Source organism: Chryseobacterium mucoviscidosis (assembly GCF_002177115.1).
Taxonomy (GTDB): Bacteria; Bacteroidota; Bacteroidia; order Flavobacteriales; family Weeksellaceae; genus Chryseobacterium; species Chryseobacterium mucoviscidosis.
The window spans coordinates 114,370-139,372 of the sequence record NZ_MVAG01000147.1; the positions used below are offsets into that span (position 1 = coordinate 114,370).

The 25,003-nt window shown below is 39.6% G+C and carries 22 protein-coding genes; 20 read left to right on the forward strand and 2 right to left on the reverse strand.

Annotation, left to right across the window (positions count from 1 at the left end):
• Positions 1-328 precede the first annotated feature (328 nt).
• From mobA to B0E34_RS18490, 16 genes are all read left to right on the forward strand, one after another.
• A complete protein-coding gene (gene mobA / locus B0E34_RS18420; protein WP_087712000.1) occupies positions 329-766 on the forward strand; it encodes a conjugal transfer protein MobA in 438 nt (145 codons plus the stop codon).
• A 2-nt stretch (positions 767-768) separates the two neighbouring features.
• On the forward strand, positions 769-2,055 hold the full coding sequence (gene mobB, locus B0E34_RS18425; RefSeq protein WP_087711848.1) for a conjugal transfer protein MobB: 1,287 nt from the start codon (positions 769-771) through the stop codon (positions 2,053-2,055).
• A 101-nt stretch (positions 2,056-2,156) separates the two neighbouring features.
• On the forward strand, positions 2,157-4,157 hold the full coding sequence (mobC, locus tag B0E34_RS18430) for a conjugal transfer protein MobC (RefSeq protein ID WP_087711849.1): 2,001 nt from the start codon (positions 2,157-2,159) through the stop codon (positions 4,155-4,157).
• A gap of 81 nt (positions 4,158-4,238) precedes the next feature.
• On the forward strand, positions 4,239-4,913 hold the full coding sequence (locus tag B0E34_RS18435; protein WP_087711851.1) for a response regulator transcription factor: 675 nt from the start codon (positions 4,239-4,241) through the stop codon (positions 4,911-4,913).
• Entirely contained in the window at positions 4,910-6,193 is a 1,284-nt protein-coding gene (gene porY / locus B0E34_RS18440) for a sensor histidine kinase (RefSeq protein ID WP_087711853.1), read from the forward strand. The genes B0E34_RS18435 and porY overlap by 4 nt, the downstream gene beginning before the upstream one ends.
• Before the next feature lie 188 nt (positions 6,194-6,381).
• Positions 6,382-6,765, forward strand: coding sequence for a diacylglycerol kinase family protein (locus B0E34_RS18445; RefSeq protein ID WP_087711855.1), 384 nt, complete (start codon positions 6,382-6,384; stop codon positions 6,763-6,765).
• A gap of 28 nt (positions 6,766-6,793) precedes the next feature.
• Positions 6,794-8,707: an LTA synthase family protein gene (locus tag B0E34_RS18450; RefSeq protein ID WP_228423108.1), complete on the forward strand. Its 1,914-nt coding sequence runs from the start codon at positions 6,794-6,796 to the stop codon at positions 8,705-8,707.
• Positions 8,707-9,414 carry a phosphatase PAP2 family protein gene (locus tag B0E34_RS18455; RefSeq protein WP_087711857.1) on the forward strand — a complete coding sequence of 236 codons (708 nt, stop codon included), beginning with the start codon at positions 8,707-8,709 and terminating at the stop codon, positions 9,412-9,414. Before B0E34_RS18450 ends, B0E34_RS18455 begins: the two co-directional genes overlap by 1 nt.
• Before the next feature lie 61 nt (positions 9,415-9,475).
• Positions 9,476-9,631 carry a hypothetical protein gene (locus tag B0E34_RS21445; protein WP_161987584.1) on the forward strand — a complete coding sequence of 52 codons (156 nt, stop codon included), beginning with the start codon at positions 9,476-9,478 and terminating at the stop codon, positions 9,629-9,631.
• 28 nt (positions 9,632-9,659) lie between these two features.
• Positions 9,660-10,673, forward strand: coding sequence for a sulfite exporter TauE/SafE family protein (locus tag B0E34_RS18460; RefSeq protein WP_228423104.1), 1,014 nt, complete (start codon positions 9,660-9,662; stop codon positions 10,671-10,673).
• Between the two features lie 73 nt (positions 10,674-10,746).
• The gene (locus B0E34_RS18465; RefSeq protein ID WP_165763023.1) at positions 10,747-11,175 is read left to right on the forward strand and encodes a PepSY-like domain-containing protein; all 429 of its coding nucleotides are present in this window, start codon (positions 10,747-10,749) and stop codon (positions 11,173-11,175) included.
• Between the two features lie 4 nt (positions 11,176-11,179).
• Positions 11,180-13,591, forward strand: a complete 2,412-nt coding sequence (locus B0E34_RS18470) for a TonB-dependent receptor (RefSeq protein WP_087711862.1) — start codon at positions 11,180-11,182, stop codon at positions 13,589-13,591.
• Between the two features lie 10 nt (positions 13,592-13,601).
• Positions 13,602-14,198, forward strand: a complete 597-nt coding sequence (locus B0E34_RS18475; RefSeq protein ID WP_087711864.1) for an HD domain-containing protein — start codon at positions 13,602-13,604, stop codon at positions 14,196-14,198.
• Position 14,199: 1 nt separating this feature from the next.
• On the forward strand, positions 14,200-15,012 hold the full coding sequence (locus B0E34_RS18480; RefSeq protein ID WP_087711866.1) for a phosphatase PAP2 family protein: 813 nt from the start codon (positions 14,200-14,202) through the stop codon (positions 15,010-15,012).
• A gap of 11 nt (positions 15,013-15,023) precedes the next feature.
• Positions 15,024-15,440 (forward strand): EamA family transporter, encoded by a 417-nt coding sequence (locus B0E34_RS18485; protein WP_087711868.1) that lies wholly within the window; start codon positions 15,024-15,026, stop codon positions 15,438-15,440.
• Between the two features lie 55 nt (positions 15,441-15,495).
• Positions 15,496-16,320 (forward strand): RteC domain-containing protein, encoded by an 825-nt coding sequence (locus B0E34_RS18490; RefSeq protein WP_087711870.1) that lies wholly within the window; start codon positions 15,496-15,498, stop codon positions 16,318-16,320.
• A gap of 2 nt (positions 16,321-16,322) precedes the next feature.
• Here the strand turns inward: B0E34_RS18490 and B0E34_RS18495 are convergent, their stop codons facing one another.
• Complete coding sequence (locus B0E34_RS18495) at positions 16,323-21,746, reverse strand: helicase-like domain-containing protein (protein WP_087711872.1); 5,424 nt, start codon at positions 21,744-21,746, stop codon at positions 16,323-16,325.
• Positions 21,733-22,170 carry a DUF1896 domain-containing protein gene (locus B0E34_RS18500; RefSeq protein ID WP_087711874.1) on the reverse strand — a complete coding sequence of 146 codons (438 nt, stop codon included), beginning with the start codon at positions 22,168-22,170 and terminating at the stop codon, positions 21,733-21,735. Before B0E34_RS18500 ends, B0E34_RS18495 begins: the two co-directional genes overlap by 14 nt.
• Before the next feature lie 225 nt (positions 22,171-22,395).
• On the opposite strand from B0E34_RS18500, the gene B0E34_RS18505 reads away from it, so the two are divergent.
• The 4 genes from B0E34_RS18505 to arsB all read left to right on the forward strand — a co-directional run bounded on the left by B0E34_RS18505 (position 22,396) and on the right by arsB (position 24,929).
• On the forward strand, positions 22,396-22,728 hold the full coding sequence (locus B0E34_RS18505; protein ID WP_087711876.1) for an ArsR/SmtB family transcription factor: 333 nt from the start codon (positions 22,396-22,398) through the stop codon (positions 22,726-22,728).
• A 70-nt stretch (positions 22,729-22,798) separates the two neighbouring features.
• A complete protein-coding gene (locus tag B0E34_RS18510; protein ID WP_087711878.1) occupies positions 22,799-23,263 on the forward strand; it encodes a DUF6428 family protein in 465 nt (154 codons plus the stop codon).
• A gap of 19 nt (positions 23,264-23,282) precedes the next feature.
• On the forward strand, positions 23,283-23,897 hold the full coding sequence (locus B0E34_RS18515) for an arsenate-mycothiol transferase ArsC (protein ID WP_087711880.1): 615 nt from the start codon (positions 23,283-23,285) through the stop codon (positions 23,895-23,897).
• Between the two features lie 3 nt (positions 23,898-23,900).
• On the forward strand, positions 23,901-24,929 hold the full coding sequence (gene arsB / locus B0E34_RS18520; protein WP_087711882.1) for an ACR3 family arsenite efflux transporter: 1,029 nt from the start codon (positions 23,901-23,903) through the stop codon (positions 24,927-24,929).
• Positions 24,930-25,003: the final 74 nt, after the last annotated feature.

Consider the following 25,003-nt stretch of genomic DNA (forward strand, 5'->3'; position numbering starts at 1 on the left):
GTGTTTGGCGTTCAAAGGCAGTGTTTGGCACTGTTGCACAGTACAATCCTTTCGTAAAGAGGGCTTTACTTTGTATTGTGATTTTTATTAACGGATTTATGCAAAAGGTTTTTGACAAAACGGAGGTAACAGCAACGGCATCGAGCCGTTTTTCCCTGTTACTTTCAATCCGTCCCGTAGGGCGGATTATTGTGTTCACCGGAACACGGCAAGTTGTGTTTTGAGGCACTCGAAACCGAGTTAGTGCCTCAAAACAACTTGCCCTTTGCAGGGGGCAGAAAACGCTCTCCGAAGTCGAGGTTTTGTGTGGATTAAAAATGGATTTGTGATGAACGAGAACAGTAACAGCAAACAGAATAAGGGCGGACGGACACCAAAAACCGACCCAAGCATCCACCGCCACGTTTTCCGTCTTACGGACGAAGAAAACGCTAAACTCTTATCGCTTTTTGAAGCATCGGGAATGCCCAATAAAGCCAAGTTTATCATTTCCCTGCTGTTCAGTAAGGAAATGAAATCGGTTAAGATTGACAAAGGAACGGTTGATTTTTATATGCGGTTGACCTCGTTTCATAGCCAGTTCCGTTCCGTAGGCGTGAATTATAATCAGGTTGTAAAGCTGCTGTACAAACATTTTTCCGAGAAAAAGGCGGCAGCGTTCCTCTATAAATTGGAAAAACAGACGGCTGAAATGGCGATGCTATGCCAAAAAATCATCCAGCTAACCGAGGAATTTGAAACAAAATACCTGAAAAAACAGCCTTAGAGATGATAGCAAAAATCGGTAGAAGTGGAAATTTATACGGAGCATTGGCATACAACCAACTCAAAGTGGAGAATGAAAACGGACAAATTTTGTTTGCCAATAAGATGATTGAAACCGCTAACGGGCATTATTCCGTAGCACAATTAGCCCAGTCTTTTGCGCCTTACCTGATAGCTAACCGCAATACAGAAAAACATACGTTGCATATTTCGCTCAATCCCGACCCGAATGATAAGGTAAGCGATGAAAAATATCGGGAAATGGCAGAACAGTATATGCGGGAAATGGGTTACGGCGAACAGCCTTTTGTAGTCTTCAAACATACCGATATTGACCGTAGCCATATTCATATCGTATCGGTTTGCGTGGACGAAGAGGGCAAAAAGATTTCGGACAAGTTCGAGAAAATGCGGTCTATGAATGTGTGCCGTGAGTTGGAAAGAAAACACGGATTGATACCCGCAACTGATAAGGAGCATCGGCAGAACGACAAGGTTTTCCGTCCGGTAAATTATAAAGCTGGAGATGTAAAAAGTCAAATCGCTTCGGTGGTTCGGCACTTACCAAATTATTACAAGTTTCAGACTTTGGGAGAATACAATGCCTTGCTTTCCCTGTTCAATATTACCACCGAAAAAGTAGAGGGCGAATTACAGGGGCAGCTACGGCAGGGTTTATTATACATTCCTTTAAACGAGAAAGGCGAAAGAGCCGGGCATCCGTTCAAGGCTTCGCTGTTTGGTAAAGATGCAGGGCTTCCGGCTTTGGAGCTGCATTTTGCGAAATGCAAAACGGATTTAAAAGATAGTCCAACCAAGCAGACCTTACAATCAGCCGTTACCATTGCCTTGAAATCAACAACTGATGAATTGGGCTTTAAGAAACAGTTAGCGGAGCAGGGAATTAACGTAGTGGTGCGGAGGAATGATACAGGGCGTATTTATGGAATGACATTTATAGACCACAATTCTAAAGCGGTTTGGAACGGTTCACGTTTGAGCAAGGAACTTTCTGCCAATGCCTTTAATGATTATTGGAACAATAATATCAAACCGGAGATTAAAGAGCCAGTAGAATTACAACCGAAAATATCTACATCAAATGATGCAGATCTTCCTGCGGAAGAACCACATCATTTGTTCGACTTCCTGAATACGGAAAAACACGAAGACGGTTTGATTGAAGCATTGGGCGGCTTGCTTCCCGAAGCACAGGGCGAAGATTACGAGGAGCAGGATTTTGCCAATAAAATGAAGAAGAAAAGAAAACGCCAAAGAGGTCAGCGATAACAATCAGCCAAATACTGCCACGTACCGCCAATGCCTGCCACATTTTTATAGCCAGTCTTCATAGCCCATAAATTCCCTCCCGAACATTAAAAATCAAAATAATGCAGGGAGAAGACGATTTAAGAGGTTTAGCCAAAATAATGGCTTTTATGAGGGCTGTGAGTATCCTTTTGGTACTGATGCACCTTTATTGGTTCTGCTACGGTTTCTTTATAGAACGTGGCTGGACGTTAGAACTCATCAACAAAATATTAGGCAACTTTCAGCGTACAGCCGGACTGTTCTCACACACCCTATATACCAAATTATTCGCTTTGGTATTGCTGGCTTTGAGCTGTTTGGGTACTAAGGGAGTTAAAGACGAAAAGATAACCTGGTCTAAAATCTATGTGGCTTTAGCGATTGGCGTTATTCTGTTTTTCCTGAATTTTCCTTTACTAAAGCTGTCGTTAAACACCGCTACAATACTGTATGTTCTTACCACAGGTTCAGGCTATATCGCTTTAATGGTAGCCGGAGTTTGGATGAGCCGTTTGCTGCGCAACAACCTGATGGACGATGTATTCAACAACGAGAACGAAAGTTTTCAGCAGGAAACTCGTTTAATGGAAAACGAATATTCTGTCAATCTCCCCACGAAGTTTTATTACAAAGGAAAGTGGAACAATGGCTGGATTAACATAGTCAATCCTTTTCGAGCCTCGATTGTGTTGGGTACTCCGGGTTCAGGAAAATCTTATGCAATCGTAAACAATTACATCAAGCAGCAGATTGAGAAAGGCTTCTCAATGTACATCTACGATTTCAAGTTTGACGACCTATCTACCATTGCATACAACCATTTATTGAAGCATCGGGATAAATACAAAGTTCAGCCGAAATTTTATGTGATAAATTTTGACGACCCACGCAAGAGCCACCGTTGTAATCCTTTGAACCCCGACTTTATGACGGACATTTCGGATGCTTATGAAGCGGCTTATACTATAATGCTTAACCTCAATCGAAGCTGGATACAGAAGCAAGGGGATTTTTTCGTGGAAAGCCCAATTATCCTATTAGCTGCCATTATTTGGTATCTGAAAATCTATGAGGACGGTAAGTATTGTACATTCCCACACGCCATTGAATTACTGAATAAGAAATACGCAGACGTGTTTACTATTTTAACCTCATATCCCGATTTGGAAAATTATCTATCTCCATTTATGGATGCTTGGCAATCAGGAGCGCAAGACCAATTACAGGGACAGATTGCATCGGCAAAAATTCCTTTGTCAAGAATGATTAGCCCGCAATTGTATTGGGTAATGACCGGGGATGATTTTACGCTCGACATCAACAATCCCAAAGAACCTAAAATTTTGTGCGTAGGTAACAATCCCGACCGCCAAAATATCTACTCCGCAGCATTGGGTTTATACAATTCGAGAATTGTAAAGCTCATCAACAAAAAAGGGCAATTAAAGAGTTCGGTTATAATAGATGAGCTGCCTACAATTTACTTCAGAGGGCTGGATAATCTTATCGCAACTGCGAGAAGTAATAAGGTAGCCGTTTGTTTGGGCTTTCAGGATTTTTCGCAATTAACAAGGGATTACGGCGACAAAGAAAGCAAGGTTATACAGAATACGGTAGGTAATATTTTCAGTGGGCAGGTAGTTGGCGAAACGGCAAAAAGCCTTTCGGAACGCTTCGGTAAAGTATTGCAGAAACGCCAAAGTATGACGATTAACCGCAACGATAAATCTACCTCTATCTCCACACAGTTAGACAGCCTTATTCCGGCTTCCAAAATTTCAACGCTTACACAAGGTATGTTCGTGGGTTCTGTATCAGACAACTTCGATGAGCGCATTGAGCAAAAAATCTTCCACGCTGAAATCGTGGTGGATAATGAAAAGGTCGCTTCCGAAACCAAAGCCTATCAAAAGATACCGCAAATTTTATCATTTGTAGATGAGCAGGGCGAGGATAAAATGAAACAGCAAATTGAAAGCAACTACCGTCAGATAAAACAAGACATTGTACAGATTATCGAAATGGAATTGGAGCGTATCAAGAATGACCCGGATTTGCAACATTTGGTGCAACAGGAGTAATTATAAAACGTAACTACTGTGGACATTCTAAATTTCTTCAAAATTCAATTTGTAAATTTGTAAAATGAAAGTACCGAAAGAATGAAAATCCTAATAATAGAAGACGAGAAAGAGCTTGCAAAAAGCATCGTGGAATATCTTTCCGAAGAAAACTATCTGTGTGAAGTTGCTGCCACCTTTACGGAAGCAATGAACAAAATAGATGTGTTCAACTATGACTGTATCTTATTGGATATAACATTGCCGGATGGTAACGGGCTGAAAATCTTAGAGGAACTGAAAAAAGAAAATAAGCAGGACGGCGTTATTATCATTTCGGCAAAGAACTCCGTAGATGATAAGATAAAAGGATTGCAGATAGGAGCCGATGATTACCTTACCAAGCCTTTTCATTTATCGGAACTGACAGCTCGTATCTATTCCCTTATCCGAAGAAAGCAATTTAATAATTCCAACATTGTTAAGCAGGACGAATTGGAAATAGACCTTTTGGCAAAAACTGTTGCAGTGAATAGTGAACCTATTGCACTTACAAAAAAAGAATTTGATTTGCTGATTTACTTTATTGGGAATAAGAACCGTGTACTTTCCAAAAGCACTTTGGCAGAACATCTTTCAGGAGATTTTGCCGATATGCTCGACAACCACGATTTTGTCTATGCACACGTTAAGAACCTGAAGAAGAAGCTAAGTGATGCAGGATGTGAACAATATATAAAAACCGTTTACGGTACTGGCTACAAATGGGAAGGATGAAAAATTTATTACAGAAGTCGCTTAAACAGCTTACCATCTTTGCATTTATCGTATTTGCATTGAGCATCCCGTCGTATTTTCTTTTGGTAGATTGGATTTGGCTGAAAGAACTGGACGAAAACAATGACCTTATTGCCCAACGTATCGAGAACGAATTTAACGACCAAAATATCAGCGATGAAAAACTGGAAGAAAACATCAAGTTCTGGAACGAGATACAGCCAGTAAGCAAGATAGAATACACTGGAAAGCCTTTAGAGGAAGATAGCCGATATACCATAAGACGGCAAAATCCTTATTCAAAAGATGAAGTGATAGACCGTTTTCGTGGTCTGAAAACCAATATTAAAATCAACAATCAAAACTATCTACTGACGATTGAAACCAACGTGGAAGAAACCGAGGAAACCGTTGCTTATATTGCTATGGTTACATTGCTGTTTTTCTTGATTTTGATAGTTGGTTTTTGGATTTTGAACAGGAGGCTTTCTAAAAAAATATGGCAACCGTTTCAGGATACTTTACAGAAATTAAAGTCATTCCAATTAAACAGCCAAAAACAGATTGAGTTTCAGGAAACCGATACCATTGAGTTTGCTGAATTGAACGCCACGCTTGTTAAGCTGCTCCAACATAGTATTACCACGTATAAAAATCAAAAGGAATTTACGGAAAATGCTTCCCACGAATTGCAGACGCCGTTAGCGGTTCTGAAAAACAAGCTGGACATTCTACTGCAAAGCAATGACCTTACCGAAAGGCAATACCACATTGCAGAAGAAATGAACAAAGCCCTGATAAGGAGTTCTCGCATCAATAAAAACCTGCTATTGCTTGCCAAGATTGAAAATAGCCAGTTTAATAATTCGGAACTTATCAACTTCGATACTTTGGTCGTTCAAAGTATGGATGCTTTGCAAGAGCATTTTAAAGAGAAAAATATAAGTATCGGTTCTGATATTCAGCCAGACGTTGAACTGAAAGGCAATAGCGGATTGACCGAAGTATTAATCAATAACCTTATCATTAATGCAATCCGGCATACTTCGCCGGGAGGTGCAATAAGAGTAGCATTATCAAAATCAGGTTTTGAAGTTAGAAATTCGGGAGGACAGGCACTCAATCCCGATTTGTTGTTCAAAAGATTTTCGAGGATGTCTGCTGACAATAGCGGTAGCGGGTTGGGCTTATCCATCGTTCAGGAAGTATGCAAGCTTCACGGCTGGCCAGTGACATATAGCTTTGAAAATGGAGAGCATATTTTTTCAGTTACCTTTTAAACCTCTTTTACATTAAAAGAAAGCAAAGCCCCGAAAGCGGCTTTTTCTTAGCAACGCTATCAGCAACAATAGTAAACCTGCTCCTAAATTTTATCCGTTTTCTTAAACACTCATTTCCTATAACCAATTCAAAATTTCTTCTAAATTCATTTTCAACTTTGCTCCATTAATTTTAAATGAGTGGTTAAATGAAGAACCCCAAAGACGGTTTTTTAATAGGCAGAGCAAAGAGCTTCCAGTATGCTTTTGCAGGAGCCTATTTATTACTTAAAACCGAACATTCCGTTATCACACAATTCTCTTTAGCAGTCCTTTCGATTATTATCGGCTTTTTCTTCCATATCACAAAAACAGAATGGATGTTCCAGATTTTATCTATCGGGCTGGTTTTATCTATCGAAGGTCTGAATACAGCCGTTGAAAAACTTTGTGATTTTATCCACCCCGATTATCATAAGAAAATTGGCTTTATAAAAGATATTTCTGCGGGTGCAGTAACTTTTGCAGTCCTGACAGCATTCACTATTATCCTTGTTATTTATTTCCCCTATGTATATGAAAAAGTATATTAACCACCGCTTTTCGCTATTGTTTTCAATAGTGTTTTTGTATGTCAATCTCTCATTTCTGACAAGGATTATTTTCCTTGTGTGGACTGCAAAAGATGTTGACTTCAATTTTGTTCCTCTTTTAAGGGCATTCCTTACAGGATTTGTTTTTGATATAAGTGCAGGGCTATCGTTCTTGTTGCTATATGCCGTTTATCTTTTGCTGTTTCCCAAAAGATGGATTGGCTCATTGGCAGATAAGGTTTTTACCTATTTCTATCTTTCCATTGTCCTTATCATTATCTTTTTCAGTCTGATGGCAGAGTTTCCGTTTTGGGACGAGTTTGGGGTAAGGTTCAATTTTATTGCGGTTGATTACCTGATATACACATACGAAGTGGTGTCCAATATCAACCAGTCATATCCCTTACCGCTTATCATTGCCGTTTTACTGGCTTTGGTAGTCGGTACGTTTTTCCTGCTGCATAAGAAAGGCATTTTAAGAAATACGTTTTCAGACAAACGTTCTATCCGCATCAGAGCTGTGTATGCCGTTCCAGTATTATTGATTGGCTTTCTGTTATTGGGTGTAATGAAAAACAAGCAAGCTGATTTTAGCAATAATTTGGTGGTAAACGAATTGGGCAAGAACGGTGTGTTTTCATTCTTTGCTGCGTTTAGGTCTAATGAACTGGATTACGATATTTTCTATCCCAAGTTAGATGACAAAGAAGCATACACCATATTGAAGAAAACGCTTTTACAGGAAAATCAGCAGTACACTTCCGAACAATGGGACAATATCAACAGGATAACAAAAGGAGAAAATGAAATCCATCCCAATATCATCCTGATAGCTATCGAGAGCTTTAGCGGGGATTTTCTGAAAGCGTTTGGCAACAAAGACAACCTTACACCTAATTATGACAGCCTTGCCAACCAAAGCATTTTCTTTACCAACCTGTATGCAACCGGCACAAGAACAGTAAGAGGGATGGAAGCACTCACGCTTTGCGTTCCGCCAACGCCAGGCAACAGTATTGTAAGAAGACCGGGCAATGAGCATATCTTTTCCATTGCTACGATACTGCAACAAAAGAACTATCATCCATATTTCATTTATGGCGGCGACGGTTATTTCGATAATATGAATAACTTTTTTGGTGGTCAGGGCTTTGATATTGTGGACAGGGACAGGGGAAATCCATTGTCTGATAAAATTGATACACATCGGTACAATATTTCAGATAACGAAGTGAGTTTTGAAAATGCCTGGGGAATTTGTGATGAAGATTTATATAAACAAGCAATCAAATATGCTGATAAAAGCAACAATGCCAATACACCTTTTTTCCAGTTTGTGATGACAACATCTAACCACAAGCCTTACACTTTCCCCGAAGGCAAGATAGATTTGCCACAGGGCAACAGGAATGCAGCTGTAAAATATACGGATTATGCGTTGGGAAAATTCATTGCCGAAGCGCAACAGAAACCGTGGTTTAAGAACACCGTATTCGTTATCGTTGCCGACCATTGTGCCAGCAGCGCAGGTAAATGGGAAATTAATATTGATAAGCATCATATTCCGGCAATAATCTATAATCTTCCACACGAACCTCAAAAAATAGACAGGCTGGCTTCGCAGATAGATGTAATGCCTACACTGTTCGGGTATCTGAACTGGAACTATACTACTGCGTTATATGGTAAGGACATTAACCAGATGAAAGCCGGAGAAGAACGGGCATTTATAGGCAATTACAGGACATTGGGCTTATTGCAGGACAAGCTGTTTACACAGATTGACGACCGTAAAAGAGTAAAACAATTTACCGTATCATCAAAAGACCAGTTCCTTACCGAAGTGCGAAATCAAAACAAAAAATTGGTATCTGAAACCATTTCGTATTACCAAACTGCAAGCGAAAGGTTTAAAAACGGAAAAATGAAAGTTAAGAAATAATGCCACAGTACACTACTAAAAGTATAACCAATCGGTTCATACTTTTTTCAGAGCAGAAATTATTACCGTTTCTAAACAAGTATAAGAAAAAGATTTTTTGGACAGTCTTCTCCATATTCCTTTTAGGGTTTAGTGTTTTGGCTGCCTATGTGATGTTCACAAAGCCACACTACATTGACGTACATATATCAGAAGAAATACAGGAAAAGCAAAATGGTTTTCTTGACAGCTTTATGAAAGCTGTGAGCTGGTTTGGCAGGATTAGGGTTTCGGCGGTGCTGGTCGCTTGTAGTGCTTTATACTTCTTGTTGCTAAAGCGTAAAAAAGATGCTTTACTACTGCTATCTACTTTAATATCCGGCGGTATTGCGTGGGTACTGAAAACATTGATAAACAGACCCCGACCAACAAAGGACTTTGTTTCTATTCTTGAAGAAACCCATTATCAAAGTTTTCCGAGCGGTCACGTATTGTTTTATACGGTGTTCTTCGGTGCGTTAATATTCATTTTGATACGAACCATTAAAAAATATCCGCCTTTGAAAATCAGTGGTATTCTAATATGCCTTGCAATGATTTTTTTGGGAGCTGTATCAAGAGTGTATCTCGGCGCACATTGGTTTACCGATGTATTGGGCGGCTTTATGGTTGGAATAATCTTCTTGTTGATTGCAGGTAACATCTATTTCCAAAATAGTAAAACTTAGACCCAGTTCTAAATTTCTTCTAAATTCTGCCAGTCCTTTGTATTACTAAAATTTATATACAATGGCATTACAGGAAGAATTAGAGAAACAAGGAAACTGGCTTTTTAAGTATAGAAGTTTTTTACCGTTAGTTATTTTATTGATTGGTACTATACTGTATTTAAGAACAGAACTATACCCTGAAGTAAAAAGCAGAAAAGCCCACTTCAAAAGTTGAAAAAACGATGATAATAAAAATAACCCTATTGTTTCTCGGAACAATACTCGCCTTTTGGATGAGTGCTATTTGTGGCGGTGGAGCTAGTCTTATTCTTATCCCCATTTTAAATTTACTTTTACCGACATCAGTAGTCCCATTTTCATTAACAATAGGAACATTTACAAGTTCTGCATCCAGGATTGTAGTCTTTAAGAAGCACATTAACTATAAGATTTTTTTCTGGTTTGTACCGTTTTCCATTCCGGCTGTGTTAGTGGGTGCTTATTTGATAAAATACATCAACCCAAATTATTTACAGCTAATCGTTGCCTTATTTCTCATCGGAAATGTACCACAGCTATTCAAGTCAAAAAAGGAAGAGGCACAATCCGAAAAGCCATATCCCAAATATATCCTTGCCATTATTGGGTTTCTTGCAGGTTTTGTATCGGGCATTACCGGAGCCATTGGGCTTTTGTTTAATAGGTTTTATCTAAAATTTGGACTTACAAAAGAACAAATAGTAGCTACACGTGCTGCCAATGAGGTGTTTCTGCATTTCATTAAACTGGTCATTTACATTTCTCTTGGTCTGTATTCACAAATGGCTTTATGGCTGGGGTTGGCTATTGCAGCCGCTACCATTGTTTCTTCTTTAACGGTTAAGTATATTCTTCCCTATCTAAGCGAAAACCTGTTTAGAAAAATTGGGTACGGAGCAATGGTTATTTCTGGTATAACCCTTCTTATGGGAACAACCGATAAAATTGTTAAACAGGATAAAATAGCCTTTGCTACAATTCATAATCAAGGGAAAGATGTAGCCATCGTAAGCTGGCGAAACACAGACCTCGTGTTAGAATATACAATAGATGGCGGTTTAGAAATTGAAAGACCCATAAGTGCCAAAGAACTGCCACCACATCTTAATAAAAAATACACAGCGTTAAAACCAAACTATGATACAATATATATCGAAAAGGTCTTTCAATTCAGAAAAGAACCTGTATATGAATTTTATTGCTACAAAGAAAAACAATTAACAAAGTTTGAATTATAACATTCTAAATTTCTTCTAAATCTTATTAGAATTTTGTGTTCAACAATTAAAAAAAATGAAAAAAATGAAAAAAATGAAAAAATTAGTATTTCTATTGGCAGCAGTGGCAAGTGTGTCATTCGCCAATGCACAAAAAGTTTCGGACAAAGAAGTTCCGGCAGCAGTAAAATCAGCTCTGCAAAAAAGTCACCCCAACGCAAAGGGTTTGAAATGGGAAAAAGAGAAAGGCAACTACGAGGCAGGTTTTGAAGTAGGAGAAACCGATTATTCTGTATTGATTGATGCTTCGGGCAAAATTCTTGAAACCGAAGTGGAAATCAAAATTGATGAGCTTCCGGCTAATGCCAAAGCCTATGTTGCTAAACACTACGCAGGGCAAAAAATCAAAGAAGCGGCAAAAATTACAGACAGTAAAGGGGTTGTAACCTACGAAGCAGAAGTAAAAGGCAAAGACCTGATTTTTGACAATGCAGGTAAATTTTTAAAAGAGGTCAAAGATTAAGATAATGAATAAGATAAGGTTGTTTTTTGTACTCATTTCCATAATAGCTGCTTCGGTAGCCAATGCACAGGTGTCGTCTGTTACCATTTCCGGTATAGTAAAAAATAAGGCGGATAAATCAGCTATTCCTTATGTAAATGTTGTCGTAAAAAATGAAAAAGACAGTGTGTTTGTAGCCGGAACGGTAACCAATGATGAAGGCAGGTTTTCCATTGCCAATATTAAGCCCGGTAACTATCGTTTAGAAGTTTCCTTTATGGGATTTAAGAACAAGGAACAGCCGTTATTTGTCGGTAGCCTTTCAGCATTTTTGGATATTCCCATCATCGAATTGGAAGAAGCATCAACGGTTTTGGAAGGCGTTACCATTTCCGCAAAGGCAAGCGATGTGAGCAGCAAGCTGGACAAGAAAACCTACTCCGTTGCCGATAATATCAGTCAAAGCGGAGGTTCGGTTTTACAAAGTATGCAAAACTTGCCCGGCGTTACGATGCAGGATGGTAAAGTACAATTAAGGGGTAATGATAAGGTTACGGTTCTGATAGACGGCAAGCAAACCGCTTTAACTGGTTTTGGCAGCCAAACTGGGCTTGACAATATTCCTTCATCTGCCATTGATAAAATAGAGATTATCAACAACCCATCTTCAAAGTATGATGCCAACGGTAATGCAGGCATCATTAACATCATAATGAAGAAAAACAAGCAGAACGGATTTAATGGTAAGGTAGGTTTGACTTCGGGATTGGGTTCACTTTGGGTACGGAAAGAAAACCTACCCACTATCAGACCGCAATATACATTCACACCAAAGATTAATCCCTCGCTATCGCTGAATTACAGAAAGGATAAGGTAAACATCTTTTTGCAGGCAGATAACCTATATACTGAAACGCTGAATAAAAATGAGTTTGTAACAAGGCACTATGATGATGGAACTGTTATCAATTCCCAACTGAAGCGGAACAGGAATACCAATTTCCTTACTACCAAAGCAGGCGTAGATTGGAACATTGACGAGCAAAACACCCTAACCGTTTCGGGAATGTACGGCAGTGAGAAGATTATTGACCGTGGCGACCAGCCATTTTTTAACGGGGATATTTCCGGGCGGTTACGCCTTTGGCAGTTCTTGGAGGATGAACTAAAGACCACGGCAATGGCTACGGCAGCTTACCAGCACAAATTTAAAGAAGCAGGTCATTTGCTGAACATCGGTTTCAACTATACCTTTCACAGAGAAGACGAGCAATATTTTTACGACAATTACCTGCCATCATCCACAGGAACAGATGCCTTTAAACTGCTATCGGACGAACAGGTATATGACTTCAATATAGACTACATCAAGCCTTTGAAGTATGGACGTATTGAAACAGGTATAAAACTCCGTAACAGAAGCATTCCTACCAATATGGAGTTCAGACCCGGAGCCAATTCAGTTTTGGATATGGATGCCGGAGGTTGGGCAAACTATAAAGAACTGATACCAGCGATTTACGGGAATTATGTTTTTGAAAATGAAAAATGGGAAGCTGAATTGGGTTTGCGTATGGAGCACGTGAAGATACAGTACGATGTTAATCCCAACCATAGCACTTACAAAAGCGATGGCTACCACTATACGCAGCCGTTCCCGAATATGAGGTTGGCTTATAAGCTGAACGACAACAATAAACTTTCGGTATTCTATAACCGCAGAGTGGACAGACCTAATGAAGTGGACATCCGTATTTTCCCGAAATACGATGATGCGGAAATTATCAAAGTCGGAAACCCTGCATTACGCCCGCAGTTTACCAATTCCATAGAGTTAGGTTATAAGAACACGTGGAACAGCGGTTATTTTTATTCCGCATTGTACCATCGTTTTGCTGATGGAACCATCACGAGAATTTCAAGCACTGTTCCAGGCAGTACACTGATATATGCCATATTCCAAAATGCAGGTAAGAGCTATAATACTGGTTTGGAGGCTATTTTCGACCAAAAGGTTTCTGATGTTTATTCCTTTAACATCAACGGTAATCTTTACCGGAACCAGATAAATGCTTTCACGGCAGAGAACCTGTACCCTGAACCCAACACCTTTTCGGCTGACCAGCAATCAGCAATATCGGGCAACCTGAAACTGAACAATACTTTTCGTTTTGCTAAGGGATGGGATGCCCAACTGACAGCCGTTTATTTAGCACCTGATATTATACCGCAAGGAAAAATCCTATCAAGGTTTTCAGTAGATGGCGGATTGAAGAAATCAGTTCAGAAAGGTAAAGGCGAGATTTTCTTTAATGCTACCGACTTATTGAATACGATGGTTATTAAAAGGAAGATAGACGGAATTGGCTTCAATTACACAAGCGATGATTATTATGAAACACAGGTTATCAGATTAGGATATAGCTATAAATTTTAAATAATAAATAATGACCAATGGAGATTTTATTGATATAGTACGGGATTATGTGCTGGAGATTTTATCAGGCAAACTTCCCAATGATATGGGCTTTCACACTGTAATGCACACGCAGGAAGTTGTAAAAGCGGCGATTGAAATTGCAGGGGAATGTCATTTTACCCCAAAGCAATTAGAGGTAGTTACACTGGCAGCGTGGTTTCACGATTGTGGTTATACAACCACCTATACCAACCACGAGGACAGCAGTAAAACTATTGCAGCAGATTTTTTGAATAGGAACAATTATCCAACAGAAGATATAGAACAGGTTTTGGCTTGCATTGAGGCAACACGCGTTCCGCAATATCCGAAATCGCCCGAAGAAGGAGTTTTGGCAGATGCGGATATGTACCATTTCACAAAGCCGGATTATCCCAAATATGAGCAACGGTTAAGAAAAGAGTTCGCAATTTATTTTGGCAAAACTTATACCGATATGGAGTGGGCTGAAATAAACTATACTTTACTAAAGAGCCACAGCTATTATACAGAGTATGGAAAAAATGTTCTTCAAAAGTTTAAAGAAGTAAATATTGAAAGATTAGAAACAACACTCACTAAATGAAATGCTCTCGATAAAAAAAAATGCATCAACTACCTTAATACTCGTAATTACTTTATTTCTTGTGCTGGTCAATATCTGTTTTGTATCGGCACAAGATACTATCCTCAATACAAGAGTTGCTTTACAGGATAGTGCAATTACGATTAATAACGACAAAGCCTATAAATTAGGCTACAAACATCTGATTACTCCAACGGTGTTTATCGGTTTCGGAATAGTGAGCTTGGAAAGTGACGGTTTGAAACAACTCAATTCTTCTACCAGAGAAGAAATAAACGAACATCAACCCGACCATATATCGTTGGATGACTATACCCAATATGCTCCGGCAGTAATGGTATATGGTTTAAATGCGGCAGGGATAAAAGGGAAGCATAATTTCAGGGACAGAACCATTATTTATGCTACCTCGCAATTGATTTCTGCTGCCTTTGTGGTTCCCTTAAAACATATTGTAAAGGAAGAAAGACCAGACAGCTCAAATAATTTATCCTTTCCATCCGGGCATACTGCAACAGCCTTTTCTTCTGCGCAATTTATGTTCAGGGAGTATAAAGACACCAATTTTTGGCTAAGTATTTCCGGTTATTCATTTGCCGTTTTTACCGGAGTGTACAGAACATTGAATGACAAGCATTGGGTAAATGATGTGGTAGCAGGTGCAGGTTTTGGCATTTTATCAACGGAACTGGCATATTGGCTCTACCCTAAAATCAATGGATTGTTATCAGGTAAACCAAAGAACGCTACAACTATGATTGTGCCTTTTTATCAGAATAAAGGTTTCGGAATTGGATTTGTAAAAAATTTTTAAAATCAATTATTATGTGGTTCGTTTATGCTCTTTTATCCGCTTTGTTCGCTGCGCTTACTGCAATATTTGCCAAACTGGGCGTAGCAAATGTAAATTCCAATCTTGCAACCGGAATACGGACGGTTGTTATATTGATAATGGTTTGGTTTATTGTTATGGCAAGAGGCGAAGCAAAAGGAATTAGCACCCTGTCAAAGCAAAATATTATTTTCCTTATCATTTCAGGAATAGCCACAGGCTTATCGTGGCTGTTTTATTTCAAAGCCCTGCAATTGGGAAACGTATCGCAGGTTGCACCCGTTGATAAACTAAGTGTAGCCCTTACAATTATTATGGCAGTTATATTTTTGGGAGAACCGCTAACATTAAAAACTTTTGCCGGAGCGAGCCTTATCATTCTCGGAACGGTAGTATTGGCTTGGAAATAAGGCTGATTTAGTTTTTCTATGAATACCTCAAACATCAGGATTTAAAAGTAACAGAATGGAGAAATTCTATAATGACACATTACATAAATTGGAAATAGCAATCGATGAATTAGAGATTGAAGCGGATTGTTCTATACAACGGATAGAGGCCGTTATAGATGTCATCCTTAAATGCCTGTCTGAATTAAAGGAATATGTTCTAAATAGAGGATTTAAGAATATTAATGAAGAAATCCATTTTTTCAAACATCAGAAACCTGCCATTGTTTCAAAACTGATTTACTACAATGCCATTTATAAAATCGAAGCAAAAAAGCCTTGCGGTGCGAAACCTATTAAGAAATACCTTAATGATGAATTGAAAAAACTCAAAAGGTATTTTGACAACAACCTTGAATTTTATAAATATTACCGCACTAATAATACCTTTATTGATGACCAACTATTTGTTCGGGGAAAGTACGATATTAAGTTAAATTTAGACACCATTTATTTTGAAACAGACCATTCCTTTTCTACCATTGCCGATTACAAAGCAGCTAAGATACTGGCAAACGATTTAATACAACTTTATCTTGAAGACCAACTAAATAACAGACATTATAAAAAAGTACATAGTAAATCTCCTTTGAGCTGGACAGCAAGCAAAACAGCATTGACTGAACTGATTTATGCACTGTATTCCCACGGTGTGTTTAACAATGGAAATACAGACATAAAACTAATTGCCAAAACATTTGAAAGTGCTTTCAATATTGATTTGGGCGATTTTTATCATACATTTATGGAACTCAAATCTCGTAAGATAAACCGAACGAAGTTCCTTAACAGTCTTTGTGAGGCTCTAATAAAGAAAATGGAAGAGCAGGACGAGAAGTAATATTATAATACCCCTCGTGAGATATGAACACTTTTACAACTTACCATACTATCAGCAACAATGGGGATATGTTCCATTTTTTCGGGTTCTTTTTCGGGTTCCTCTTTAGTTTCCGGCGTAATGGATAACTGTATCTTTCGCTCAACAGCAGCTAATTCCGTTTTGAGTTCACTCAAGCGGTTTTCCTTAGACCACGTACCATTAACCACTTCCTGAAGAACAGGTAAATCTTTTTGTATTTCCGCAATTTTCTTTTGCTCCTGCTCGATATAGCCGGGCAACTTCTCCAGTGCATTAAGGAAGTTCACAGCAGCCAGCTTTTCATCTTTAGCGATGATACCATTGTTGTAGCTATATTTGATATTGCCTTTACCCTGCACCAAAAAGCGGTTTACCCGAATATCCACGCCCTCTTTTTCGGACATTTCGGTTTTGACCAATAATGTAAATCCGTACAACGTACCGATTTCTTCATACTGACCTCCGGTGCGGGCTTTGTCCGCAAGCTGGTTGAGCTTTGCACCGATTTGTTTAATATCCGCATTGGGCGGTAAACCGTCCAGCAGAACAGGATTTGCAATTGTACCGTCCGAACGTTTTTGTATGCGTTGCTGTAAGTTTTCCCAATCGAGGCTCATTCTATTTAATCGGGATTGTGTACTATCCAGCAATTCCGTAAAGTCTTGCAGCTTGTATTTGGCACTGAACTTGGAACGGTTGAACGCCTGTTTTTCGCTTTCCAGTCCGGCAATCTGTTTTTCTAATTTGGCTTTATCCAAAAGGTCGGTATTTCCCGAAAGGATAGCCACATATTCCGAAAAGTTCATTCCCGATTTTTCGTCCATACTGCCCTCGTCAATAGTCCGTTTACCGAGATTGTTGTTTTTTAATTGGTCTATAAATAGCTGTTTATTGTACAGCAGGTTAAACTTGTAGCTATCCAGTGATTTTTCTACGGCATAGATAATTACATCTACTTTGTTGTCGGCAAAGAACTTGGCAATCTGATTGCCTTTTCGGACTGCCCGACCGTCCCTTTGGGCAAGGTCGCTTGGTCGCCACGGTGTATCTAAATGATGAACGGCAACGGCTCTTTTTTGTGCATTCACACCTGTACCCAACATACTTGTAGAACCGAACAGCACACGTATTTTACCCTCGTTCATTCCTTTGATAAGCTCCTTTCGTTGCTTATCATTTTTCCCTTCCTGTATAAACCGGACTTCGTGTGCAGGTATGCCGTGGTCTTCCACGAGCTTGCGTTTGATTTCAGAGTACACATTCCATTCGCCCGGCTTGTATGTTCCCAAATCGGAGAAAATGAACTGCGTTCCTTTCTGTGCGTTGTATTGGTTGTAATACTTGGCAATGTTTGCCGCACAATGCGAAGCCTTATTATCGGGGTGGTCATCATACGCGCCGCTTACCATCCGCATATCCAAAGACATTTTACGGGCGTAGTCAGTTGCGATAAGCATCTTTGCTTTTTCTTCGCTTTGTGATAAAGGTTCTCTTCCTAATAAGGTAGCATTTCCTGTTTTGGCAAACTCCATTAGCTTTTTGATAAAATCTTCCTGGTCTGGAGTAGGCGGTATATTATACAATACCTCGTTCTTATTGGGGCGGTCAATGCCTATATCTTTTGCCGTTCGGTAATCCGTGATTTCCGAGTAGAATTGTGCCAGCTCCGGCACTTTGATAAAGTATCGGAAACGTTCTTTTGCTACAATGTTGTTAGCAACAGAAAATTCATAATCGGTCGTTTTCCTTGCATAGATAGCCGCCCACGCATCAAAAGAATGGATACCCTGTTTTTCCATTGCTCTTGGTCGCAGGTATTTGAACAGTAGGTACAATTCCGTTAATGAGTTGCTGATAGTTGTACCCGAAAGGAAAGTTGCTCCCATATCCGCATTGATGCGTTCCTGAATGGTACGGATAGCAAAGAGCAGGTTCAATGCCTTTTGGCTTCCGTCCACGTTTCCCAATCCGGCAACCCTTGTATGCCGTGTATTGAACATCAGGTTTTTGAATTGATGACTTTCATCCACGAACAAGTGGTCGATGCCCATCATCTTAAAGTCCACCACATCATCCTTGCGGTTTTCAATATCGTGTTGCAGGGTTTTCAGCTTTACTTCAAGATTTTCTTTCCGCTTGATTACTCCGGCAAGCATCCCCCTGGTAACTTCCTTGCCTTGCGATTGCAGTGCATCGAGGTTTCGCTCCACGCTGTCCAATTCGATTTCGAGGATTTCCTTTTGTATTTCGGGCGATTGCGGTATCATTCCGAATTGGTCGTGTGTCAATATCACGCAATCCCAATCGTTGTTTTTAATATCCCCGAAAATCCGCAATCGTTTTTGGGGCGTAAAATCTTCTTTGCCCGGAAAGAGGATTTTGGCGTGTGGATAAGCGGTGCGGTAGGCTTCGGCAATTTCGTGAACATTGCTTTTCAGCCCGATAATCATCGGTTTGTGTGCCAGTCCCAAACGCTTCATTTCCTGTGCTGCCGTACACATAACCAACGTTTTTCCTGCACCTACTTCGTGGTCGCATATCGCCCCGCCATTCAGCTTTATCATCCAAACCGTGTCCTTTTGGCTTGAATACAGGTCTTCAATACCTAACGCCTTACGGTCTAAGCCCGGAAAGTCCTGATGGCTTCCGTCATAGTTCGGTCGGACGAAGCAGTTAAAGGTATCGTTGTATTGGTCGGTCAGCCTGTTTTTAAACTCATCGTTTTGGGCGTGTAACCATTCGGTAAAAGCAGTACGGATTTCATCAATCTTGGTATTCGCCATTTGTATGGCTTCCATATCCCGTACTTTGACCTCTTGGTCGCCAACCGTAATTTTTTTGGTAATGTCTGGCGTGGTATTGACAAGGGCGTGTTTGAGCAGGGCAATCCCGTCAAACGTCCGGCTTTCAGCTTTGACAGCGTATTTTTCCCATATATGCAAATTCTTACGGTCGCACTTTACTGAAAAGTCATCGGAGCTTTCAGAGTAATGAACGAGTACGTCCGTATCAAAAAGATGTGAAGCAAAACGGGCATAAATACCTGTGGGTATCCAGCGTTCGCCTAAATTAAAATCGAGTTCCTCAAATTCGATACGTCTTGGTCGTGCTTCTTCCAAAACGGTAAGGCTTGCTTTGGCTTCGGTATCATCGGGATTGCTTTCGAGATACGCTTTGACTTTTTGGGCTTTCTCCACTACGTTACCTGCAATCCAGCGTTCGGATATTTCGTATTCCTTTTGCAGAGGATTGTAGTAAATACGACCGTGTAAGGCTTCTTTCAAAGCATCGTCCGTCATACCGCTGATTTCGGACATATAGCCCAAATCCACGCTTCCGTATTTGTTTAGCGAAGCCGCTAACGCTTCTTCGGGATTGTCCGTTGTTATTGTTAAGGTGGAGAAACTTACAGGACGGCTGAATACATCTGCTTTGTGTACCACGCCACCAACGACACGTTCCAAATAAGGGATTTCCTTACCGGAGCTATCCGTTTTGATGAGCTTGATATTATCGGCACTGTTAAGGTTTCCGTACCTTTTGACAAAGGCATCGTAAAGGCGGTTAAGGTTCTCCCTTTCTTCCTTGTATTCGGTCTGAAACTTTGCCTCTTTATTGTAAAGGTCTTGGTAAACATCACGTACAGCAATGTACGCTTCGGCTCTTGCTTTCTGTAAGGTCGGTAACTGCAAAGGGTGGAAAACTGCTGTACCGTCTGATGTATCTACATCTTGCAGATGACCGACCCAACCATTATCCATAACAAGACAATCGTTACGGTGGTACGATTGCAGTTCGCCACTATAAGGAGCAGGTTCGGGAATGGTATTGGGAACGGCTGGCTTATCATCTTGGCCATTCCCGTTTATTTGTGAAAACAGGTCGCCGATAGCTTCCTGTTTTTTACCATTAGTAGATGTATTTCCATTGGTAGCTCTATTAGTAACAGGGGGCGTATAAGGTTGCTGCATCACACTGCTGAACAGGTCAGGTTGGCGACCTATTGCACCTCTTCTTTTGTTGGTGCTTTGCCTTTTAACTTGTGTCGTTCTTTTGGGTGGAGCAGCAACCATTACAGGCTCGTCCACATTTTCAAACAAGTCGAAAATGCTTAGTTGCTTTAATTCCTGCGGACTTTCCCGATTGATTATAGGAACAGATAAAGATTGTATTTCCGGTTGAATGGTTACAGGTTCGATAACCGGAGGTGTAACCGTTGGTTCAATCGGAATTTGTATTAAAGGCTCATCGTTTCGTTCGCCTTTATATAAACTCAAATTCAGGTGCTTTCCAAAATCATCCGTAAGCATTTGTTTGAGGTCTTTGGCAATTCCGTTAACGCCGTCTTTATGAGTATAGATGAGTGCAGGTTGTCCGTAAGGGTCGGTATCTAATTTGCGGTCAGTATGCACAATTCTTGTGCTGTCCTGAAAGAGCGAATTGCCCGGAGTATTGTATTCTGTTTGCCTGCTTTGGCAAAACAGTTCTTCCGCTTCGGTCAAGTTTTGTTTTGCCGTATTCTTTTGCAGGATAATCAAATCACTGCCGACTTCCGTACCTGCATATTCCGTAAACAAGTTGTTGGGTAAGCGGACAACCGAAACCAAATTATTATCCTGCATCAACGCCCTGCGTATCGGTTCGTTCTTTGGGCTGTTGAGAATGCCCTGCGAAGTAATGTAAGCCAATAAACCGCCCTCACGGAGCATATCAGCACCTCTCAGGAAAAAGTAATTGTGTATGCTTCGGGCTGCCTGTACTTTTGCACTGTCCTTGCTTCGGGAATAGGAAAGGTCGAAAACGGAAGTATCGCCGAATGGAATGTTACTGGCGATTACATCAAAGCTGTTTTGTTCCTTTTCGGGAATTTCCTCAAAGCCACTTACACGGATATTGCTTTCGGGATAAAGCTGTTTTAAAATCTTGCCTGTCAGCAAGTCTTTTTCATAAGCGGTAACACTTTCCCCACTTTCCGAAAAGGATTGTATGAATGACCCTATACCTGCGGAGGGGTCGAGGAATTTATCAATGTTCAGACCGCTTTCACGCAAAGTTGCGGAAATCGCATCTATGACCTGTGGCGGTGTATAAAAAGCGGTCAGTACGGAGCTTTTCATACTGTCCACATACCTGCGGTATTGCTTTTCGTCTTCGGAATTTTCTTTGAGTAGTTGGTGGAGTTCCTGCGTAATCGGGAAAAGGTCGTGTTCTGTTTTTCTCCAATTATTGATGTCTATTTCGTTCGCTATGGGGTTCAACACGAATTTAAGACCGCCAAATCCGCTGTATTGCATCATTAGCAGTCTTTCGCCTACGGTGGCTTGTCGTATCTCCTTTTCCAGTTTAAAAGCAATTCGCAGGGCATCAATGTTCTGTTGGAGATGTTGCTTTTTACTGAAGCCCATTTTCCTCTATCCATATTGCGATGGTTCCGGTTATTTCGGTATAGAGCAGGTCAAACTCATAACCGTATGCGAAGTCATCGGTTAATTCATAGGTGGAGAAAACAGGTTCGCAAACAGAGAACATTTTAAGGGCGAACGGTCGCAGTTCCTCATCTGCCATTATGGTATCAAACTCATTGCATACCACCTGAAACACGGTATCGAATTTGGAGAAATGCAAGCCCTCAAAAAGTATGTAATTGGCTATTTCGTTGCATTGCTCAATAGCGTTTCCCGAACTAAAAGCCCCCTCGTAGGCATTGGCAGCCCACGAAGAACGTTGCTCAATAAATTTTTGGTCATTTGCTTTTTCGGGGAAGCTGGTGTTTAATAATTCTTGTAATCGTAACCTGAAATACGATAGGTCTTTTTGCTGTGTATCCATACTATAATTTTGTTTAGAATTTTTGCCTGAAGCCTAAAATTATAGCAGTAGATAAGAGCCTTTAAAAATGTGGCAGGGTTTGGCTTTGAAAGGCAGTGTTTTACTATTTATAGCTGAACATTGAAATGAAGATTTATAAAGAATTGGTGTTGGGATATAAATTTTCACAAACTATTTTTGTGTTTAAATTTATTATCGTAATATTGCGATGTAAAAATATAAACTATGGGACTTACCAAATCAGAAATATTTACAGACCAACAGAATAAGTTGGCTTCTCGATTTAAGGTTTTAGCACATCCTGCAAGGATTGCTATACTTCAATATATCATCAATCAAAATGCCTGCATCTGTAACGATTTGGTTGAGGAATTAGGGTTGGCACAGGCAACCATTTCGCAACATTTAAAGGAATTAAAAAATATAGGTATCGTTCAGGGGACGATTGAGGGAAAATCTGTTTGCTATTGTATTGACGAAAAAGTATGGAACCAAATTCAAGAGGAATTTAATGTGTTTTTCAACCAGGAGGTAAAAGTAACCAAGTGCTGTTCATAGCATTTTTTTAATATTCAACATCGTTATATTGCAATATAACATTTAATATACTACTTAAAATTCAGTTAATATGAAACTATCAAAAATCAAAGAAATCTTACCAACATTGGAGAACGTTGAATTTCAATTAGAGAATGGAACGTTTGTTCCCGAACATTTCCACGTTACCGAAGTGGGGCAAATCAATAAGAATTTTATTGATTGTGGCGGAACAATCAGAAATGAAAAAGTTGTCAATTTCCAATTATGGAATGCTAACGATTTTGAACACAGATTAAAGCCAACCAAATTATTAAACATCATCAAACTATCTGAAGAAAAATTAGGGATTGAGGAAGCTGAAATTGAAGTAGAATACCAAAGTGATACTATCGGAAAATATGATTTGGATTTCAACGGAAAAACATTCGTACTGAAAAGTAAAACAACGACTTGTCTTGCTCAGGATGCTTGCGGTATTCCTGCGGAAAAACAAAAAGTAAAATTATCAGAATTGAATAATGCTTGCTGTACACCTAATTCGGGCTGTTGTTAAACCCTATAAACCAATCGTAATGTATAAGAATTTAGCTGAAACTATAAAGGAAATAATTGATATTCAAACTGTAAGCGAGGAGCGCAAAACCATATTACAACCTCTGATAGATTTTGTACAGCAAAAAGCAAATAACGGACAGGGTATAAACCTCAATTTCATTTGTACCCATAATTCACGCAGAAGCCATTTAGCGCAGGTTTGGGCGCAGGTAGCAGCAACACACTATATTATTCCAAATGTATATTGTTATTCGGGAGGAACAGAAGAAACAGCACTATTTCCGAAAGTGGCAGAAACACTGGCAAATCAGGGATTTAATATTTTCAAAATTGCAGACCATAAAAATCCTGTATATGCCATAAAATACAGCGATATTGATTTGCCAATCATTGGGTTCTCAAAAAAATATGATAGCCCTTTCAATCCAGTATCAGCGTTTGCAGCTATTATGACCTGTTCGCAGGCAGACGGCGGATGTCCTTTTATTGAAGGCGCAGAAAAGAGAATACCTGTCACATTTGAAGACCCTAAAATTTCAGACAATACACAGGAGCAATCAAAGGTATATGCTGATAGAAGTTTACAGATGGCAACGGAAATGTTCTATGTTTTTTCAATGATTAAAATGTAGCCGATGCAACCAAAATTAAAATTCTTAGACAGATACCTTACCTTATGGATATTCCTTGCAATGGCAGTAGGCATAGGATTGGGATATATCTTTCCCGATATTTCAAAAATTACAAATACCCTATCCGTAGGCACTACAAATATTCCGTTGGCAATAGGTTTAATATTGATGATGTACCCGCCATTGGCAAAGGTTGATTATTCATTATTGCCTATGGCATTTAGGGATAAAAAAGTAATCGGTATATCCTTATTGCTCAATTGGGTTATCGGTACAGTATTGATGTTCGGATTAGCCGTTTTGTTTTTAAGGAATGAACCCGATTATATGACAGGCTTGATACTGATAGGTTTGGCAAGATGTATCGCAATGGTAATCGTTTGGAGTGACTTAGCTAAAGCAAATAGAGAATATACAGCTATGTTAGTTGCGTTAAATAGTATTTTTCAGGTACTTTTTTACAGTTTCTTAGTTTGGCTGTTCATCAACGTATTACCAAGCAAATTAGGATTAGCCAATTTCAATGTAAGCGTATCCATTCAAGACGTAACCGAAAGCGTATTTATATACTTAGGTATTCCATTCTTAGCAGGTTTTCTAAGCCGTTACTTCCTTGTAAAATCAAAAGGTATAGAATGGTATAACAGGAAATTTGTACCCCAGATATCGCCCATTACATTGTATGCTTTACTGTTTACGATAGTATTAATGTTCAGTTTGAAAGGCGATAAAATATTGGAGTTGCCAATTGATGTGGTAAAAGTGGCTATACCCTTAATCATCTATTTTGTACTGATGTTTTTTGTGAGCTTCTTTATCAATAAATCCCTTAAAGTTCCTTACGACAAAAACGCATCCATCGCATTTACAGCCACAGGAAACAATTTTGAATTGGCAATAGCCGCAGCAATAGCGGTTTTCGGTATTCATTCGCCACAGGCATTTGTGGGCGTTATCGGCCCACTGGTGGAAGTTCCGGTACTCATATTATTGGTAAGGGCAAGTTTATGGCTAAAGAAAAAATATTACTAAAGTTAATTTAAGAACGTACAAGAGCATTTTGAAGCATCAAAACGCTAAAAAGAAAACCCTCTGAATTATCAGAG